The organism is Affinundibacterium flavidum (assembly GCF_014284175.1).
GTDB classification, from domain to species: Bacteria; Pseudomonadota; Gammaproteobacteria; order Burkholderiales; family Burkholderiaceae_D; genus Undibacterium; species Undibacterium flavidum.
The window spans coordinates 184,296-202,306 of record NZ_JACOGA010000008.1 but is presented as its reverse complement, the minus strand read 5'-3'; the positions used below and the strand labels follow the sequence as shown (position 1 = coordinate 202,306).

16 protein-coding genes are annotated in these 18,011 nt (G+C 46.7%); 15 read left to right on the top strand and 1 reads right to left on the bottom strand.

All coding sequences use genetic code 11. The annotated features are described in order from the left end of the window. Positions 1-16 precede the first annotated feature (16 nt). The 8 genes from H8K55_RS10255 to H8K55_RS10220 all read left to right on the top strand — a co-directional run bounded on the left by H8K55_RS10255 (position 17) and on the right by H8K55_RS10220 (position 7,017). Complete coding sequence (locus tag H8K55_RS10255; RefSeq protein ID WP_222612438.1) at positions 17-442, top strand: hypothetical protein; 426 nt, start codon at positions 17-19, stop codon at positions 440-442. 33 nt (positions 443-475) lie between these two features. Further along, complete coding sequence (locus H8K55_RS10250) at positions 476-715, top strand: hypothetical protein (RefSeq protein WP_186941996.1); 240 nt, start codon at positions 476-478, stop codon at positions 713-715. After that, positions 705-1,220: a hypothetical protein gene (locus H8K55_RS10245; protein WP_186941995.1), complete on the top strand. Its 516-nt coding sequence runs from the start codon at positions 705-707 to the stop codon at positions 1,218-1,220. Before H8K55_RS10250 ends, H8K55_RS10245 begins: the two co-directional genes overlap by 11 nt. An 80-nt stretch (positions 1,221-1,300) precedes the next feature. Further along, positions 1,301-1,819 carry a hypothetical protein gene (locus H8K55_RS10240; RefSeq protein ID WP_186941994.1) on the top strand — a complete coding sequence of 173 codons (519 nt, stop codon included), beginning with the start codon at positions 1,301-1,303 and terminating at the stop codon, positions 1,817-1,819. An 80-nt stretch (positions 1,820-1,899) separates the two neighbouring features. Further along, positions 1,900-2,448, top strand: a complete 549-nt coding sequence (locus H8K55_RS10235) for an STM3941 family protein (RefSeq protein ID WP_186941993.1) — start codon at positions 1,900-1,902, stop codon at positions 2,446-2,448. A gap of 414 nt (positions 2,449-2,862) precedes the next feature. Then, positions 2,863-3,942 carry a potassium channel family protein gene (locus H8K55_RS10230; RefSeq protein WP_222612437.1) on the top strand — a complete coding sequence of 360 codons (1,080 nt, stop codon included), beginning with the start codon at positions 2,863-2,865 and terminating at the stop codon, positions 3,940-3,942. A gap of 215 nt (positions 3,943-4,157) precedes the next feature. Then, positions 4,158-5,945: a hypothetical protein gene (locus H8K55_RS10225; protein WP_186941992.1), complete on the top strand. Its 1,788-nt coding sequence runs from the start codon at positions 4,158-4,160 to the stop codon at positions 5,943-5,945. A 91-nt stretch (positions 5,946-6,036) separates the two neighbouring features. Further along, on the top strand, positions 6,037-7,017 hold the full coding sequence (locus H8K55_RS10220; protein WP_186941991.1) for a hypothetical protein: 981 nt from the start codon (positions 6,037-6,039) through the stop codon (positions 7,015-7,017). Positions 7,018-7,139: 122 nt separating this feature from the next. Here the strand turns inward: H8K55_RS10220 and H8K55_RS10215 are convergent, their stop codons facing one another. Further along, positions 7,140-9,959 (bottom strand): valine--tRNA ligase, encoded by a 2,820-nt coding sequence (locus H8K55_RS10215; RefSeq protein ID WP_186941990.1) that lies wholly within the window; start codon positions 9,957-9,959, stop codon positions 7,140-7,142. Between the two features lie 624 nt (positions 9,960-10,583). Between H8K55_RS10215 and H8K55_RS10210 the strand changes: the two genes are divergently transcribed. The 7 genes from H8K55_RS10210 (at position 10,584) to thiE (ending at position 18,006) form a co-directional block, all read left to right on the top strand. Beyond that, positions 10,584-12,578, top strand: a complete 1,995-nt coding sequence (locus tag H8K55_RS10210; protein WP_186941989.1) for a tetratricopeptide repeat-containing diguanylate cyclase — start codon at positions 10,584-10,586, stop codon at positions 12,576-12,578. Between the two features lie 438 nt (positions 12,579-13,016). Beyond that, positions 13,017-14,930 (top strand): phosphomethylpyrimidine synthase ThiC, encoded by a 1,914-nt coding sequence (gene thiC, locus H8K55_RS10205; RefSeq protein ID WP_186941988.1) that lies wholly within the window; start codon positions 13,017-13,019, stop codon positions 14,928-14,930. Between the two features lie 20 nt (positions 14,931-14,950). Beyond that, positions 14,951-15,151 (top strand): sulfur carrier protein ThiS, encoded by a 201-nt coding sequence (thiS, locus tag H8K55_RS10200; protein WP_186941987.1) that lies wholly within the window; start codon positions 14,951-14,953, stop codon positions 15,149-15,151. Between the two features lie 62 nt (positions 15,152-15,213). Further along, positions 15,214-15,447: an endonuclease domain-containing protein gene (locus tag H8K55_RS22300; protein ID WP_186942046.1), complete on the top strand. Its 234-nt coding sequence runs from the start codon at positions 15,214-15,216 to the stop codon at positions 15,445-15,447. Positions 15,448-15,677: 230 nt separating this feature from the next. After that, entirely contained in the window at positions 15,678-16,472 is a 795-nt protein-coding gene (locus H8K55_RS10190; RefSeq protein ID WP_186941986.1) for a thiazole synthase, read from the top strand. Further along, a complete protein-coding gene (gene thiD / locus H8K55_RS10185; RefSeq protein WP_186941985.1) occupies positions 16,472-17,347 on the top strand; it encodes a bifunctional hydroxymethylpyrimidine kinase/phosphomethylpyrimidine kinase in 876 nt (291 codons plus the stop codon). Before H8K55_RS10190 ends, thiD begins: the two co-directional genes overlap by 1 nt. Then, entirely contained in the window at positions 17,344-18,006 is a 663-nt protein-coding gene (gene thiE, locus H8K55_RS10180) for a thiamine phosphate synthase (RefSeq protein WP_186941984.1), read from the top strand. The genes thiD and thiE overlap by 4 nt, the downstream gene beginning before the upstream one ends. The last annotated feature ends 5 nt before the right edge of the window (positions 18,007-18,011 follow it).

Here is an 18,011-nt window from a genome sequence, read left to right as displayed (position 1 = left end):
GCGCAACTTGTACAAGATGATTGAACGCTGGAAAAGCGAAGGGGTTGTTCTCCTGCCTCCAGAGACTGAACAGGTTACTCGCTCAACCTTCTCAAAAATCGGCGCGGTTGCGACATCTGATGTCGTGTCTATGTACGCAATCTTGGGGGGGATGCAAGAGATGGATAAGGAGTGTTGGCGCCTCTGGTCACTGGCAGACATACAGGTCGACAACACCAAAAGTATTGCAACGGGCGTTCTCTTTTCCGACTACCTCATAGAATGCTGGAGCTACAGGCTGGTTCCAAATGATAACGATACAAGCTCGGTATTCGCGGACTATTTCAACGACGACAAATGCATACGCGTTGCAAACAGCCTTGAAGAGTTCTTCGGCTTATATGCTGAGAACCCATATTCCGTACTAGAAGATCCGCATCCGGGCCAAAATGCCAAGTATTGATGTACCGCTTAAATTAAAGTTGGGCTTCCTGATATGACCAATACACTTAACGACGATGTCACAGTAACTCTCACGTCCGACGAGGCTGTGGTGTTGTTTGAGTTCCTTCGCAGGTTTAGCGACACCGACAAGTTAACGATCGAAGATCAAGCGGAAGAACGGGTCCTTTGGAACCTATGCTGTATTTTTGAAAAGGCTTCAGTGCTACCGCTTGAAGCCAACTATCCGCAGGCGCTACTAAGTGCACGTGATCGGCTGCGCGATGAAAACTAGACTAGGTTGTATTGCCCAACCGCTCATTCAACCCGGACGCGAAAGCGCGCCGGTTAATTCAAGCACGTTGGGCCACAAAATGAGATTCTTGAAATATCTAATTCCCTTCTTCCTGTTTCCGATCGGGACTTCGTTTCTGGTTGGGGTGACGGAAATCGGGCTATGCCAATTCTCTGACGCACTGTATTCGTCGAAATATTGCGCAGATTTCACCCAGGCGTGGTCGCCGAAGTTCGTCGATTTTTCTCTGTTCGCTTTCATTTATCTGATCTTTTTCACCAAGTTTAACGTTGACCGCAGTGCCCTCGCTGCCATTGTCCTTGGTACCTTCGCTATGTCGGCGGTTGTTTTTTTGGGGATGAATCGTGGGTTTGAATCCGTCCTGCCCGGATATTCAACTTTATATATTCTCTTACACTCGCTGGTTAAGGCCTTGCTACCTATTGTTGCCTGGCTTGTGCCCAACTTTTTATTCAACAAGGGTGCGCTAAAGCGTGCCGGTTGATCGTCACGTTGATGCGGCATTGAACGCCATCGTCATCTCACTGAGCATTTCAGATTGCGTCATCTCCATAGGAAATAAACATGAAAGCCATTTCGCCACCATCCATTAGCAAGGCCTTGTTTGCGGCACTTTTGACGTCGTTGATGATATCCAGCGCAATAGCAGCTGAAGCCACCCCTGCAGAAACAAAAACAAGAATGATCCGACTCATCAATCAGCTTGAGACCGATCCATTCTTGAAGGATGGCAAGAGCGTTCGTAGTGAAGTATTGAGCTGGCTCACTGAAGCTCCTGACGTATCGGTAAATGTTTGTACGAATGTGCTTGGAGATATCAGCAAGATCAAAGGCGATGATGGTGGCACACTGCTTGTGCAGTTGATGTTCTCGGAAGCCAAGTTCATTTTAGAGCATCCTGACAAGGCGACGGATCAGCACGCCATCAACGTTGCGGGGATTGAGGGCGTACTGAGGACGTACGCCTCCATGCAGAGATCTAAACCCACGCTAACTATTCGCGAATTTGATCAACTAACGCAAATGAAAACATCGGGGCAGCTTGGTGCGGAAGTCGAAAAGCGTTTAACCGAATGCAAGTAGATTGGGAGCCGGCATCCGCGTAACATACATTGTGGTCGTGCAGGCCGCTTATCTTAGAAATGATGAGAACTAGGATTTCCATGAATAACACCGATGAAAAAGTAATAGAGCTTAGTAAAACCAAAATACTGTTTCTGATCACAATTGCATGCGGATTTGTCGTTGGTGGTCTTTGGATGCTTCAGTTAGATTCTGCTGAAATCGCAGCTCAACGCCGTTTCAATAACCCCATACTTGTTCACGGAATTGGAGTGGTATCGATCGCGTTCTTTGGTCTTTGTGGATTGTTCGGAGTCAAAAAGATTTTCGACAAAAAACCTGGGCTTATTTTGAGTGCAGCTGGAATATTCGATAATTCAAGCGGTGTATCGGCGGGGCTGGTTCCGTGGTCAGAAATCCTAGGGTTCGACATATTTGAAGTGCAAAAGCAAAAGACGCTGATCGTCAAAATAGCTAAGCCCGAGCGGTATATTGAGAGAGGTGGCTTCGCAAAACGCGCGCTCAACAGAATGAACTACAAATTATGCGGTAGCCCCATCGCCATAACATCGAACTCATTAAAAATCGACTTCGACGAACTACACAATGTCTGCAATGCGTATTTTAAAAAATATGGAAAAAATGCATAAATGACGTTCGACTAGAAGTCGCGAATCAAGATTTTATTAGTATTCTTTTCGGCGGCCATGTAGAGAGGGTGCGACCACATATAGGGCACAATCCGCGCGGTACATCGTTCGTCATGCTATGCGCATTTTGTAGGTGGCGGCAGTTGCGCTGATCCCGCTAGACATTTTCCGTTTTCCATCCACACACACGATCACGAGTCAGCCAGCAAGAAGATGCGCCTATGACTCTGCAATTCAAGAACGCTATCATTTGCGTTTATTGAGTGGTTGCAATTGATTAAAGTCAAACTGAGGCCAAAAACTGTAAGAATCGATTCACGAAAAAACGACAATGTGCGCTTACTTGCACAAATGTCGCCGACGCAAAATTGCACAAGGATACAATGACGCCTAAAGAAAAAATCAGTTCAATTTATGCAGATTCCAGAAAAAAATAATCCGGCTTCGATGTCGACTATGCAGCCACGCGCGGCGAGCGAAAATGCGCAGCTCATGCGCATTCTGGCGCGCATAGGCTGGGCGACTTTAATTCTTCTGGCTTTGATTGTTATCGGCATCCTTGGCTTCTATCTTATTGGCGATCAGGCCAGCTGGGAGAATGCGATCTATATGACGCTGATCACGATCTCCACAGTTGGCTATGGTGAAGGCGTGCCGCTTACATCGTTTGGCGCCAAGGTGTTTGCCGGCGTGATGAGTATTGCAGGCCTAGGTGTGCTGACCTTTTTATTCACTAGCTTGACGGTATTTTTTCTTGAGAAAGACCTGGATTATTCCCTGCGGAGACGACGAATGGAAAAACGTATTAGAAAATTGCGACAACATTTTGTCGTTTGCGGCTTTGGGCGGGTCGGCCGTAATGTGGCAGACGAGTTGCAAAAGACAGGGCGTCGGTTCGTGGCGATTGATCCTGAACAAACTAACTTCGACGAATATTTAGACAAGTTTCCCAATCTGCTTTACTTGCATGGCGACGCTTCTGATGACGATCTTTTGCTCGACGCAGACATTCTAGATGCGCGTGGCTTGTTTGCCGTGACGGGTGATGATTCCCGTAACCTGATGATCATCATTACCGCCAAGCAGTTGAATCCCCAATTGCGCATTGTGGCGCGTTCACATGAACTACGTAATGTGGAAAAGATGCGTAAAGCCGGTGCCGATGAAGTGATTTGCCCAGACTTTACCGGCGGCATGCGCATGGCGTCGGCGATGGTGCGACCGCATGTGGTGAGCTTTTTGGATGAGATGTTGAAATCAGAAAAAAATCTACGGGTTGAAGAAGTCGCGACACCGCCTAATTTTCCAGCCACAGCGATGGGCAAGCTGCGGCTTCGTAGCCCAGACTATATTTTGATCGCAGTTCGCGCTGACAGTGATTGGACCTTTAATCCCGATGATGAATACTTACTGCGCGCTGGCGATGTGATTGTGGCGATGACTAGCGCTGAAGGTCGCGCTGAGATTGAACGGCATTTGTTGGATATGATTTGAGGCTAATTTGAATTGGGTTGATGAGGACGATTGGTACACATACATGGGTGACTTCTTCGTCGGTCATGTAGGACGAGTGCAATCCGCGCAGTTCATTGGTCGATCAACTACGCAAATAGCTTACGCGGCGCGGGTTGCACCCGCCCTACATGGCTGATTAGGCGACGCGGATTGCGTCGCCTCTACTACGTCAAGAAAAAAGTAAGGAATCACGAATGACAATTAACAGCATCGAAATTCATAATGTTCGCGGTATTGATTCACTCAAAATTTCGAAGAAGATTTTAAAAAATCGCCCCACCATTTTGATTGCCGCCAACGGCTTTGGAAAAACTTCTATTGCGGTGGCATTTAAGTGCATTGCACATCAAACATCGCTTAAATTGCCTGACGAAGCGCGACATGGACATAATGCATTGGCACAAGCTGAGATTAATTTGGAGTTGGACGATAACGGAGTGGTAAAGACGCTCTGTGTGACAGAAGTTGCGCATTCAAATGAGATTAGAAAAACCTTTGATATTCATGTTATTGGTGACATGCGGCGCATTAAGGCTAGTGCGAGAAATATGGGCGGATTTTCTAGCGCCACGGCAAAACAAATTATAGATCCAATCGTCATTTGCAGTAAACCGAGTGAGGCTGATAATCCTTACAAAATTTCTTCCACTAAACAGGCGTTTGGTAATCACGCTAATTTGCTACATAACCTCGATAAATCACTTTTTCCATTAAGACAATTTATAATGCGTTCGACCGAATTTATGGAGATTGTAACGCCATTAATAAAAGAACGACGGTGGGTGAAGATTGAAACGATAAGAAAAAAAATTTCCGGTCACGGTGGGAGTGACCTAGAAGCCATTAATAACGTTACTGTCGACATCCAACAAATTCTTGTTGATGACGATTTCAGGCGAGCAGTTGACATTATCGTCGCTACTTCTGAACAAGATGAAAAAACTGCATTTTCGTCACTTTGGCAGCTGGTCTTTCTTGCAAAAACTCATCTAGTACAACTAAAATCTTACTTAGAATACTTGCGTTACAAGGAAATTAAGAAGTCTTTAAAGGCACATGTCGCTGATCTTAATACTTCGTGGAAAATTCCAGCTGTAAAAGAAATTAAGGGTGAGTTAGTTGTCGAGCTGCCGGATCCTTCACACATATCCAATGGTCAGCGAGATATTCTTTTGCTGGTAGCTATGTTTCACGTTGCAAAACATCGACTGACCAAAGAAAAAGCCATTCTCATTATCGACGAAGTTTTTGACTATTTGGATGATGCGAACTTAACTGTTGCCCAATACTACATCACAGAGCTGATTGAGGATTACGTTCGCCAAGGCCGATCAATTTACCCGATTATACTCACGCACTTGAATCCTGCGTTTTTCAAAAATTATGTCTTCAGTAAACAAAACGTCATTTACCTAGATAAAAGTGAGGCATTCGATTCTTGCGATGCAATGAAGAAGTTAATTGCAGCCAGAAATGACGCAAGTGTTGAAGCTCAAATCAAGCATAACATCTCAAAATATCTTGTCCACTACCATGTGGATGATTTTGATTTCTCTGCAGACTTGAAGGCGTTAAACGGAATTCGGTTTAGTTGGGGAAAGTTTGGAAAGTTTCAAGCATTTACCGAAGAAGAATTTAATAAATACAAAAACAACCAAGCATATGATCCACTAGCGATTTGCGCCATAACGCGCAGAACCATCGAGAAGCTTGCCTATAATCAAATTGCACTTCATGGAGATGCAAACGATTTTTTCGATGTTGTTAAGAAGACTAGCCCCAAACTTGATTGGGCCAGTCAGCGTGGAGCTGTCGTTCCTGAATCGCACTATCTACTTCGAGTTATTTTTGATGATGGTTTACATTGGAATTTAAACAGAGATAACACGATTCCTATCGTCGCAAAATTAGGTAATCCGATTATAAAAAAGTTGATTGTTGAACTTGTGTCCCCACACTTGGCTATGAAAAAAGAGCAATGAGCAAGTGCTTATATACAATGGTCAGGCGGCACGGGGTGCAACCACCGACAGCTCCCGCCCTACAAAGTTTGAATGTGGTATCGAGAATCATATGCAAAATAAAGAATTTTCATGGATAGAATTTGTTCGAAATGATGACCGATTTTGGCTTGATATAAGGTCAAATTTAATTGGTTTTGTTGCGTTTGATCCGATTGCTCGGATCAGTAGTAATTTAGGGACTGGGTTTATTTTAGGCGGGGCTTTTCATTTGTCCGATGTTGGTCCCATGTATTTGGCGATTACTGCGAAACATGTTGTTGAAGATGCATACAAATTTCAAGACATAGCAAAGTATTCTGCACATAGAGAGCGTCGCGCACCTTCAGCGCCATCAGTATTCTTCAATGACATAACTTCAATAGAGGAAACAAAACTTCGCGCAATTTGGATGGGAGAATCACATGCTGACATGATGCGCATAAGACATATCAGCTATGCCAAAAACTTAGATCTTGCAGTATGCATTTTGGAGCCGCAGGATCATTCGAAAACTGCGGTGGAAAAAGAGGCCCGAGGATTGTTACTGGATGTTAGTTTACCAAGCGTTGGCGATACCGTACATCTTGTTGGACTGACAGATTTTAAACTTGAAGGAGCTTTCTCTAATTCGGGTCAACCGTTTACTTTGCATAATAGACCTTTTGTGCGGGAAGCCAAAGTGCTTTCAATTGAAGAATCGGCAATGGGGCACTACGGGCAATGTTTTCGGGTAAGTTGCCCAACAGTTGGGGGGATGAGTGGAGGGTTTGTGTATAAGCCGGGAATAGGTGGTTCTTCATTAGGCGTATGTGGAATTATTTCATCCAGCCCACAAGTCCAGAATGCAAATCACTTTTCAACTGAAAGCGATACTTCGATTGCGTCAATTTTAGGCGTGCTGGGGTTAGATTTACCTTTCGGGGATCCATCTGAGAAAATTCGACTTTTTAATCTGGTGAAGCAAGGACACCTTTTGGATGTCAGTAAATCACCGTCTGATTTCATCTTAAATGAATTCGGAAATGATGGATTATCAATTCAAATTTTGTAGACGAGCGAGGGGAGTTGTGTTTGATGAAACCTCCTCGGTAATCCCCCCAGAAAAAAAGCGCTTCAAACCTCGAAGCGCTTTTTGCATTTACAACCCAATCAAAAACCAAATCAAAAACAAAATCACCCCAACTTAGCAAACGATTCCTTCATCTTACTCAAAGTCGCAGAGAAGCCCGCTACGCGTTCTTTCTCTTGTTCGACCACCGCTGCTGGTGCACGTGCCACAAAACTTTCGTTGCTGAGTTTGGCTTGTGCTTTGTTAATTTCGGCTTCGAGTTTTGCCATTTCTTTCGAGAGGCGTTCGCGTTCTGCTGCGACGTCGATTTCTACTTTCAACATCAGTTTGGTTTCGCCGACGATGGAGACTGGTGCTGGTGAATCAGGTAAGACATCGACGATCTGGACTTCCGATAATTTCGCCAAAGCTGCCATGTAAGGTGCGTAGCTTTCCATGCGTGCTTTGTCTGCTGCGTTCGCTGGTTGCAATAACAGCGGTACGCGTACGGCTGGAGATAATTGCATTTCACCGCGCAAGTTACGGCAGGCATCGGTGGCGGCTTTGAGGCCTGTCATCCAGCTTTCGGCGGCTTCGTCGATTGCTTCTGCGTTCACCAATGGGTAGGCTTGCATCATGATGGAGTCGCCCGCTGGGTTCAGCGTTTTGCCTGCCAATGGGGCGACAGTTTGCCACAAGGCTTCAGTGACGAATGGGATTACTGGGTGCGCCATGCGTAAGGTGACTTCTAACACGCGTAACAAGGTGCGACGAGTGGCGCGTTGTTGCGCTTCGCTGCCTTGTTGTACTTGGACTTTCGCTACTTCCAAATACCAATCGCAGTATTCGTCCCACACAAATTTGTAGATGCTGGATGCGATATTGTCGAAGCGGTAGTCGGCAAAACCTTTTTCCAGTTCTGCTTCTGTGCGTTGCAGCGTGGAGATGATCCATTTATCGGCTTGTGAATAATCGAGATCATTGTCGCTGGCTGTGCCAGTGAAGCCGCAATCTTTATCTTCCGTGTTCATCAACACAAAGCGTGTGGCGTTCCACAACTTATTGCAGAAGTTGCGATAGCCTTCGCAACGACCTAAGTCGAAGTTGATGTTGCGGCCGAGTGATGCGTAGCTCGCCATGGTGAAGCGCAGCGCGTCTGTGCCGTAGGCTGGAATGCCGTCAGCGAATTCTTTGCGTGTGGCTTTGTCGATGCTGGCCGCTTGCTTAGGATTCATCAAACCGATAGTGCGTTTTGCGGCTAGTTCATCTACGCTGATGCCATCAATCAAATCGATAGGGTCTAGCGTATTGCCTTTGGACTTAGACATTTTTTGGCCGCTAGAATCGCGTACCAAGCCATGTACATACACGGTGTGGAAAGGCACCTTACCGGTGAAGTGCGCAGTCATCATGACCATACGCGCTACCCAGAAGAAGATGATGTCAAAGCCTGTGACCAACACAGACGATGGCAAGAAGAGTTTGCTATCGACTGTCAACTCTGGCCAGCCCATGGTGGAGAATGGTACTAAAGCAGACGAGAACCAAGTATCGAGCACGTCGTTGTCACGGTTCAATGCGCCTGTGTAACCAGCGGCGGCGGCTTTCGCTTTGGCTTCGGCTTCATCGCGTGCAACGAAGATTTCGCCATTGTCGCCATACCATGCTGGGATTTGATGACCCCACCAGAGTTGACGTGAGATACACCAGTCTTGAATATTATTCAGCCATTGGTTGTAAGTCGTGTTCCAGTTTTCTGGCACGAATTTGACTTCACCATTCGCCACTTTTTCTAGCGCGACTTCGGCAATCGATTTGCCTGGGAAGTGCGTGCCTTCTGGAGCAGGTTTGCTCATCGCCATAAACCATTGATCGGTCAACATTGGTTCGATGACGACATTCGTACGATCACCACGTGGCACCATGAGTTTATGTGGCTTAACGGATTCTAACAAGCCTTGTGCATCGAGATCGGCCACCATTTGTTTACGGGCGACGAATCTGTCCATGCCTTGATAAACCGCCGGGCCATTTTCATTGATCTTGGCATCCAAAGTTAAGATGCTGATCATTGCTAAGTTATGACGTTGGCCAACAGCGTAATCGTTGAAGTCATGCGCAGGTGTGATCTTCACGCAACCAGTACCGAATTCTTTGTCGACATAGCTATCTGCAATGACTGGAATCTCGCGGTCAGTCAAAGGCAATTTCAACATCTTGCCAACGAAAGCAGCGTAGCGCTCATCAGTTGGATCAACCGCTACCGCTACGTCACCCAATAAAGTTTCTGGACGTGTAGTTGCAACAGTTAAGTGACCGCTACCATCCGCGAACGGATAGCGGATGTGCCACATAGAGCCGTCTTCTTCCTCCGACACCACTTCCAAATCAGACACCGCCGTACCTAAGACCGGATCCCAGTTCACTAGGCGTTTGCCGCGATAAATTAAACCTTGTTCGACTAGGCGTACAAACACTTCAGTCACGACTTTGGAACGCTCGGCATCCATCGTAAAGTATTCGCGTTTCCAATCCGCAGAAGCGCCCATGCGGCGCATTTGGCCGGTAATGGTGGAGCCGGATTTTTCTTTCCATTCCCAGACTTTTTCTAAGAATTTTTCACGACCTAAATCATGGCGAGAAATCTTTTGTGCATCGAGCTGGCGTTCGACTACGATTTGCGTCGCGATACCTGCGTGATCTGTACCTGGTACCCATGCGGTGTTGTGACCACGCATACGATAGTAGCGCGTCAAGCCGTCCATAATCGTTTGGTTGAACGCATGACCCATGTGCAAAGTGCCAGTGACGTTGGGTGGCGGCAATTGGATACTAAAAGAAGGCTTGGATTCATCAGTCGTCGCTGTGAAATATCCGCGATTTTCCCACTCTGTACGCCAGAAGGATTCGATGTTGGCAGGTTCAAAAGACTTGGCTAATTCCATGATGTATATGCAAACTCTCAGTTAGTGCGAACGCAAGCTTTGTTTTGCTGCCTGCGTTCGGGTATTTGATTGGCGAAACCTTTGATTATAAAGGACTGTGAATGACTGCAATGCATTACTTGAATTAAACCGCAGTTTTTTCTTCAATCTGATGTGCGCGGCGGCATAGATTTAGTGGAGTTGAAGTACAAAGCGCTGGCAGCTTGAATTGGACACGTTCGGTCTTGGCATTCTGAAAACAACAAAATTGCCAATAAAAATAATTCGTTAAGCAATGAAAAATTGTAGGAATCCACTAAAACTGTGGCTTATTTCTACGTGCATTAAAAAAAATCAAAGATGCTTTTAGGAAAGTGCTAGCATACGGAAATCTGCACATTAGAAGAAAAATACATGCACACTGCACCAGCACTGCTGGTCGCGAATGAATTTTTTTCGTGCACGCACAGGCAACGTGAACGAGGTGATTAGTACATGAAACGCTTTTTCAATTTATTTGCTTTTTCAAGCGACAAAAAATTGAGTGTTTTTGATGAGCTAAAAAACTACTCATTGTTGCAAATAATTTCCCTCCTGATAATCGCTACTGTCGCACTGCCCAGCGCAGCTGACGACAAGCAAATCATGGCGGAAATTGACACCATCCAAGCTTTGTCAGACAAAAATAATGACGAAGGTTTGCGCCAACTTTTACAATTCAAACAAAATTTACCGGCAGATACGAAGCCAGGCATCCGACTTGAAGTGTTGGCGATCTTAAGTAGTCTTTATTACGATGCGGGCAAGGCAAAACTTGGTGAACAGACGGTTAAAGAATTTCGTGAACTTGCCAAGCAACTGAAGGATAAAGAAGCACTGCTGTTGCTAGAAATTTTCGACGCCTACGATATCTATGAAAAGACTGGTTATGCCGAGGCGATTGCGCATCTTGAAAAATTACAAGATGCGGTTTCTAAATCGAAGAGCATAGAAGTGCAGTTTAGATATTCTGCTAGTTACGCCGTGTTTTATAGTAATAGCTTTAAATTTGATCAGGCACTCAGGCAATACTTGAATATGCTCAAATTGAGTGAGCAATTGCCACGTCGTCAGCTGCAGGCAAAGATGCGTACCTGGGACGCAATTTCTGGCCTGTATTTGCAAATGAAAGATCCTGAGAAAGCGCTTGCGGCAACGACTGAAGCTTTAGCGGTATCCTCCGCAAGCCAGGCTCCCAAAGCTTTTGTAGCGATCTCAATTTCGCGCGGGGTGGCTTTGAGTAGCTTGAAGCGAAATGATGAAGCTTTGAAAGAATACGAAACAGCACTGAAAATTGCGAAGGAAGAAAACCTTCCCTACGCCGTTGCTTTGGCGCTTTTCAATATGGCGGATCAATATCTGATCAAGAAGGATTACAAACGTGCTGAATCGGTTGCCAGAGATGCGATGGCAAAGTCTGCGGCATTGGAAAATAATTGGGGCGTCGCTGGCGCTCGTGTCAATTTGGGGCTCGCCTTAGGCTATCAAGGTAAGGTGAAGGAGGGGGCGGATTTAGTCAAGGAGAGTATTGATTTCTTTGACAAAGCCCATGCACAGTCTGATGTGGAAGCGATCGTAGGGGAATTTTCGCAAATGTACGAGGCGGCGGGTATGTACAAAGAAGCCTTGGATCAAGTACGCACACAACAGAAATTAAGCGATCAGATTTTTCAATCGGATAGAGCCAAGACAGTCGCTACTTTGCAAGAAGAATTTGATACCGAGCAAAGAAAAAAACAAATAGAAATTCTAGCGAAAGATAATGCGTTGAAAGATGCAGATATCAAAAATCACCGATTGCAACAATTAGTCGCAGGACTGGCATCATTGGTTGGCGTACTCGCTGGTTGCTTTATCTACATGCTGTATCGTCGCAGCAAGAAATTGAATGAACAACTGCAAGAAGTGAATTTGCAATTGGAGTTTCATGCGATCCGTGATGCCTTAACAGGTTTGCACAATCGTCGTTCATTTATCAGCCTGATGGCGAATCGCGTAGGGCGCGTCGAGGTTGAACGCCGCGAAGGTAGTTATCGCAATCCCGATTGTATGGTGTTGATGGATATTGATCATTTCAAACACATCAATGACACTTGGGGTCATGCGGTTGGTGATGTGGTCTTAAAAGAAGTCGCAGTACGTTTGAAGAGCGTGGTTCGAGATGAAGACATGGTCATGCGCTGGGGTGGGGAGGAATTTTTGATTTACTCACCAAAATCAAATCCAGAGCAGATTACTAGTTTGGTGGAGCGTGTTTTGCGCACGATAGGCGATACACCATTTACGCACGGTGATTTAGTGATTCCAGTGACGGTGACAGCAGGTTTTATTTCGGTGCCATTTTCGGACGTGCCGGAAGAATTTTGTGACTGGGAACGTGCTTTGCAGATCGCAGATATGGCGCTGTATTTGGGCAAAACACATGGCCGTAATCGTGCGTATGGCTTATCGAAATTGATGGTCGCGCATGAGCTTGCCATACCGACACTGACGCATGATTTAGCAGCCGCCATCAAACAGAATATGGTGGAAATGATAGAAGTACTGGGACCACCTCAAGAAACAACGACGCTGAGTACAAACAGCAGCATGCACGCTTAATATTGTAAATACTGAGTGGAATGCGGTGTTGCGAGCTGATTTGTGGAATTGGCTATTCCTGTAATTCGCGGCTATAATGCGCCGACAATTTTGTAATTGTAATTTTTGTAGTAGATTCTGCAATAATTTTTTAAACCGCTAGGGGTCCTGACAATTTAAATTGGACACCTCTATAAATCCCATTTTGGGGATGCAGTGCTAGGCGCAAAACACAGCAATACGTCAGTATTGCGAGGCTTTGCAACAACGCAATGCGCTCCAAAATTGGATTTTAGAGATGTCGAGTTGTCGGGTGAGAAATACCCTTGTACCTGATCTGGATAATGCCAGCGAAGGGAAGCAGCCAAATAAACGATGCAATCTGAATCTCGGTGCGCACTCGTTGAATCTGGAAACTCCTTTGCTGGCTCCGTGCCATCAATAAAGCAAAGGAGCCAAATGAACGCTAACCCACAATTTTTGTCCGCCACCGCCAAGGTTGACGAAGCCGCTATTCAAGCCCTACCCAATTCCCGCAAAATTTACGTCACAGGTAGTCGTCCTGACATCCGCGTGCCTATGCGTGAAATTTCACAGGCCGATACACCCGCGATGTTCGGTGCTGAGAAGAACCCGCCGATTTATGTCTACGATACTTCCGGCCCCTACACCGACCCTGACGTGAAAATCGATATCCGCTCTGGTTTAGCGTCTGTGCGTGGTGCTTGGATTGCAGAACGCAATGACACTGAAGAATTAGCTGGCCCGAGTTCAGAATATGGCATAGAACGCTTGCACGATCCTAAGCTGCACGAGCTGCGCTTTAATCTGCAACGCAAGCCACGTCGTGCACTGCAAGGCAAAAACGTTACGCAAATGCATTACGCCAGACAAGGCATCGTCACACCAGAAATGGAATACGTAGCGATCCGTGAAAATATGCGTCGCCAAGAGTATTTGGAAAACCTCAAAAACTCCGGGCCTATGGGCGAAAAACTCGCTGCTATGATGGGGCGCCAGCATCCGGGACAATCTTTCGGTGCATCGATTCCTGCGCAAATTACGCCAGAATTTGTACGCGATGAAATTGCTCGCGGCCGCGCCATTATTCCTGCGAATATTAATCATCCGGAAGTCGAACCGATGATTATCGGTCGCAATTTTTTAGTCAAAATTAACGCGAATATCGGTAACTCGGCCGTGACTTCCTCCATCGGTGAAGAAGTCGAAAAGATGACTTGGGCGATCCGTTGGGGTGGCGATAATGTGATGGATCTCTCTACAGGGAAGCATATCCACGAAACGCGTGAATGGATTATTCGCAACTCACCTGTGCCGATTGGTACCGTACCGATTTATCAGGCGTTGGAAAAAGTAAATGGCAAAGCGGAAGATCTGACTTGGGAAATTTTCCGCGACACTTTGATCGAACAAGCAGAGCAGGGTGTTGATTATTTCACTATTCATGCTGGCGTGCGTTTGCAGTACGTACCCATGACGGCAAAACGTATGACCGGCATCGTTTCACGCGGCGGCTCTATTATGGCGAAATGGTGTCTCGCTCATCACAAAGAAAGTTTCTTATACGAGCATTTCGAAGATATCTGTCAAATTATGAAGGCCTATGACGTGTCTTTCTCCTTGGGTGATGGCTTACGCCCAGGCTCGATTTACGATGCGAATGATGAAGCACAGTTGGGGGAATTGAAAACACTCGGTGAACTCACGCAGATCGCCTGGAAACACGATGTACAAGTGATGATAGAGGGCCCAGGCCATGTTCCTATGCATCTTATCAAAGAGAATATGGATCTGCAATTAGAGCAATGCCATGAGGCGCCGTTCTATACGCTGGGGCCACTCACGACGGATATTGCGCCCGGTTACGATCACATCACCTCCGGCATAGGTGCAGCACAAATCGGTTGGTATGGCACTGCAATGTTGTGCTACGTCACGCCGAAAGAACATCTGGGTTTGCCAAATAAAGTCGACGTCAAAGACGGCATCATTACCTACAAAATCGCAGCCCATGCCGCTGACTTGGCGAAGGGACATCCGGGGGCACAAATCCGCGATAACGCTTTGTCGAAAGCTCGTTTCGAATTCCGTTGGGAAGATCAATTTAATATTGGCTTAGATCCAGACAAAGCGCGTGAATTCCATGACGAAACTTTGCCTAAAGATTCCGCTAAAGTCGCCCATTTTTGCTCCATGTGCGGCCCGCATTTTTGCTCTATGAAAATTACGCAAGAAGTACGCGATTATGCAGCGACACAAGGTATTAGCGAAATCGACGCTTTGAAAAAAGGCATGGAAGTCAAAGCAATTGAGTTTGTGAAATCCGGTGCAGAAATCTATAAAAAATCTTAGGTGCTGCGATGGAAATTGTGATGAAAATTCAGCTGAATGGCGAGCCACGTGTTTTGTCTTCAGCCACCGATTTACATAGTCTGATTACTGAACTGCAATTAGGTAATCAGGCGATTGCTGTTGCTGTTAATCGTCAAGTGATACGTCGCGCTATGTGGCAGCAACATACGTTGCAAGCGGGTGATCAGGTGGATGTGGTGCGGGCGATTGGTGGTGGGTAGATCTCGTGCGCAACTTGCCTAATTTAAAAGATGTTGAACATGCTCGCGGGTTACGCAAGCAAATGACAGATGTCGAGCGATTACTGTGGTCTCGTTTGCGTTGTGAACAATTGGGTTTCAAATTTCGTAGGCAACATCCATTCTTGAACTTTGTTTTGGGTTTTGTATGTCTTGAATTGAAGTTGGTTGTTGAGTTAGACGGCTCGCAACATTTAGAAGCGCAGAATTACGACGAGTATAGGACGAAGTGTTTGAATGACGCGGGTTATCTCGTTCTGCGATTTTGGAATAATTAAGTGACAGCGGAACTTGAAAATGTGTTGGAAGAGGTTTATCGGCAAATTGAATTGAGGAAGATGGCGTTGAACAGAAACCCATCCCCATCCCAACCTTCCCCTTGAAGGGGAAGGAGTATTCATCGGCAAAGATAATTATTAGAACCGGAACGTTCCCTCCCCTTCAAGGGGAGGGCTAGGGTGGGGATGGGTTTTAGACAGATAAATGAGAAAAGTAATTAGGACAAAAAATGACAACGAACGAAAAACCAAACAGCCTGACAATAGCAGGCAAAACCTACAAATCACGCCTCTTGGTCGGCAGTGGCAAATACAAAGACTTAGACCAAACCAAGTTAGCCACCGAGGCAAGTGGCGCGGAAATCATCACAGTAGCGATCCGCCGTGTGAACATTGGTCAAGATCCTAACGCACCGAGCTTGCTCGATGTCGTCCCGATGTCGAAATACACTATCCTGCCCAACACCGCGGGTTGCTATAACGCGAAAGATGCGATCTACACTTTGCAATTAGGCCGCGAATTACTCGGTGGTCATAAGCTGTGCAAGCTCGAAGTTTTGGGTGACGAAAAAACGCTTTTCCCGAATATGCCTGAGACTTTGGAGGCTGCGAAAGTCTTGGTCAAAGACGGTTTCGATGTCATGGTGTATTGCAGCGATGATCCTATCCAAGCGCGTATGTTGGAAGATATCGGATGTGTCGCCGTGATGCCACTTGCATCCTTGATCGGTTCCGGTATGGGCATTTTGAATCCATGGAATCTTTCACTGATTATCGAACAGGCGAATGTCCCCATCATCGTCGATGCCGGAGTTGGTACTGCATCCGACGCAGCAATTGCGATGGAGCTTGGTTGTGATGGTGTGTTGATGAATACTGCAATTGCCGGAGCGCGCGATCCTATTCGTATGGCACGTGCTATGGGTCTTGCAGTTGAAGCGGGGCGCGAAGCTTATCTGGCTGGGCGCATCCCACGAAAATTCGCCGCATCACCGTCGTCACCGATGGCAGGGCGTGTGGCTTGATGACTGCACGTATTACGCGCCCTTGTGTGCTGGTGTTTGCCGGGCATGACCCCAGCGGCGGAGCTGGCATACAGGCCGACATTGAAGCGATCACAGCGCAAGGGGCGCACGCCTTAACGATTATTACGGCCTTGACCGTGCAAGACAATAACCAAGTGCGTGCCGTGTATCCGGTCGATACACACATACTGCGTGATCAGTTTGAGACCTTGTTAGCGCAAGTGCCGATAGCTGCGGTTAAGGTCGGCATTGTTGGTTCTTTGGAGAATGCAGAGTGCATCGCAGAATGTGTCGCACGCTTGCGCGTTCTTTCGCCACGATTGCCTGTGGCGGTCGATACAGTGCTAGGTAGTGGCCGTGGTAATGCGCTGGCGATTCACGATGCCGTACAGGCGGTACAACCCGTCTTAGCATGTGCAAGTTTGCTTACGCCGAATTTGCCGGAGTTGGGACGTTTGACTGAGCATTTTAGTGAGCAATTGAGTGAGCATATGACCGAGAACGGCCAGTCCGCACCAAACGCGACGGATGAATTGCGTGCTCGCTATCTGGCTGAGAAATTTGCCTGTGATGTCCTGCTGAAAGGTGGGCACGGCAGTGGAAGTGAAGTCCATAATCGTTGGATAGCGTGGGATGCAGAGACGCGTTCAGTGCATGCGACTCAATCTTGGAGTTGGCTGCGTCAGGAAGGTGAATTTCATGGCAGTGGCTGCACTCTAGCTGCAGCGATTGCGGCGCAATTGGCACTTGGCCATGCGCCTGAAACGAGTTTAATTAATGCGCAAGCTTACGTTCAAGCTTGTCTAGAAAGTGCGTACCAAATAGCGCCTGGGCAATTTATTCCCTCTCGATTCGAACATAAGGACAAAAGATGAATGCAGTTCAAAATGCCGATAAAGATTCCGCGAAGAATTGGCAACAGCAGTTACGTGGCCTGTATTTGGTAACGCCAAATTGGGATGATACGCAACGTTTGCTAGAAGTCACCGAGCGCGCGCTCGCAGCCGGAGTCCGTGTGCTGCAGTACCGACACAAGACCGCCAATATTGAATTGCGTTATGCGCAGGCTAGCGCTTTGCAAAGTTTATGCAAGAAATACGCGGTAGCTTTCATCATCAATGATTTTGTGAATTTATGCGTGCAACTGAATGCAGATGGTGTGCATGTTGGTGGAAGTGATATTTCCGTGGCGCAAGCACGCTCCATAGTTGGGCCTGATAAGATCGTCGGTTCATCTTGTTACGGTGACTTAGACTTGGCACGCTTGGCGCAAACTCAAGGTGCAAGCTATATGGCCTTTGGTGGTTTTTATCCATCGCTTGTAAAGCAATATCCCGTGACGACGAAGCCTGAAATAGTGGAGTTAGCACGAGCGGAATTGAATCTGCCGCAAGTGGTGATAGGTGGCATGACGGTTGAGCTAGCGCGCCCATTGGTAGAGCGCGGCGCTGACATGGTGGCTGCGATCAGTAGTGTGTATAACGCGGAACTACCTGAACAGGTAGTGAGGGATTTTATTGCCCTGTTTCAATAAATAAA

Bases quoted from the DNA above. Each gene is read 5' to 3' on its own strand.
- H8K55_RS10215 (WP_186941990.1), bottom strand. From the start codon at position 9,959: ATGGAATTAGCCAAGTCTTTTGAACCTGCCAACATCGAATCCTTCTGG.
- H8K55_RS22300 (WP_186942046.1), top strand. From the start codon at position 15,214: ATGACAGATGTCGAGCGATTACTGTGGTCTCGTTTGCGTTGTGAACAA.
- H8K55_RS10230 (WP_222612437.1), top strand. From the start codon at position 2,863: ATGCAGATTCCAGAAAAAAATAATCCGGCTTCGATGTCGACTATGCAG.
- H8K55_RS10220 (WP_186941991.1), top strand. From the start codon at position 6,037: ATGCAAAATAAAGAATTTTCATGGATAGAATTTGTTCGAAATGATGAC.
- H8K55_RS10250 (WP_186941996.1), top strand. From the start codon at position 476: ATGACCAATACACTTAACGACGATGTCACAGTAACTCTCACGTCCGAC.
- thiS (WP_186941987.1), top strand. From the start codon at position 14,951: ATGAAAATTCAGCTGAATGGCGAGCCACGTGTTTTGTCTTCAGCCACC.
- H8K55_RS10210 (WP_186941989.1), top strand. From the start codon at position 10,584: ATGGCGGAAATTGACACCATCCAAGCTTTGTCAGACAAAAATAATGAC.
- H8K55_RS10240 (WP_186941994.1), top strand. From the start codon at position 1,301: ATGAAAGCCATTTCGCCACCATCCATTAGCAAGGCCTTGTTTGCGGCA.
- H8K55_RS10235 (WP_186941993.1), top strand. From the start codon at position 1,900: ATGAATAACACCGATGAAAAAGTAATAGAGCTTAGTAAAACCAAAATA.
- thiC (WP_186941988.1), top strand. From the start codon at position 13,017: ATGAACGCTAACCCACAATTTTTGTCCGCCACCGCCAAGGTTGACGAA.
- H8K55_RS10190 (WP_186941986.1), top strand. From the start codon at position 15,678: ATGACAACGAACGAAAAACCAAACAGCCTGACAATAGCAGGCAAAACC.
- thiD (WP_186941985.1), top strand. From the start codon at position 16,472: ATGACTGCACGTATTACGCGCCCTTGTGTGCTGGTGTTTGCCGGGCAT.
- thiE (WP_186941984.1), top strand. From the start codon at position 17,344: ATGAATGCAGTTCAAAATGCCGATAAAGATTCCGCGAAGAATTGGCAA.
- H8K55_RS10225 (WP_186941992.1), top strand. From the start codon at position 4,158: ATGACAATTAACAGCATCGAAATTCATAATGTTCGCGGTATTGATTCA.
- H8K55_RS10255 (WP_222612438.1), top strand. From the start codon at position 17: ATGATTGAACGCTGGAAAAGCGAAGGGGTTGTTCTCCTGCCTCCAGAG.
- H8K55_RS10245 (WP_186941995.1), top strand. From the start codon at position 705: ATGAAAACTAGACTAGGTTGTATTGCCCAACCGCTCATTCAACCCGGA.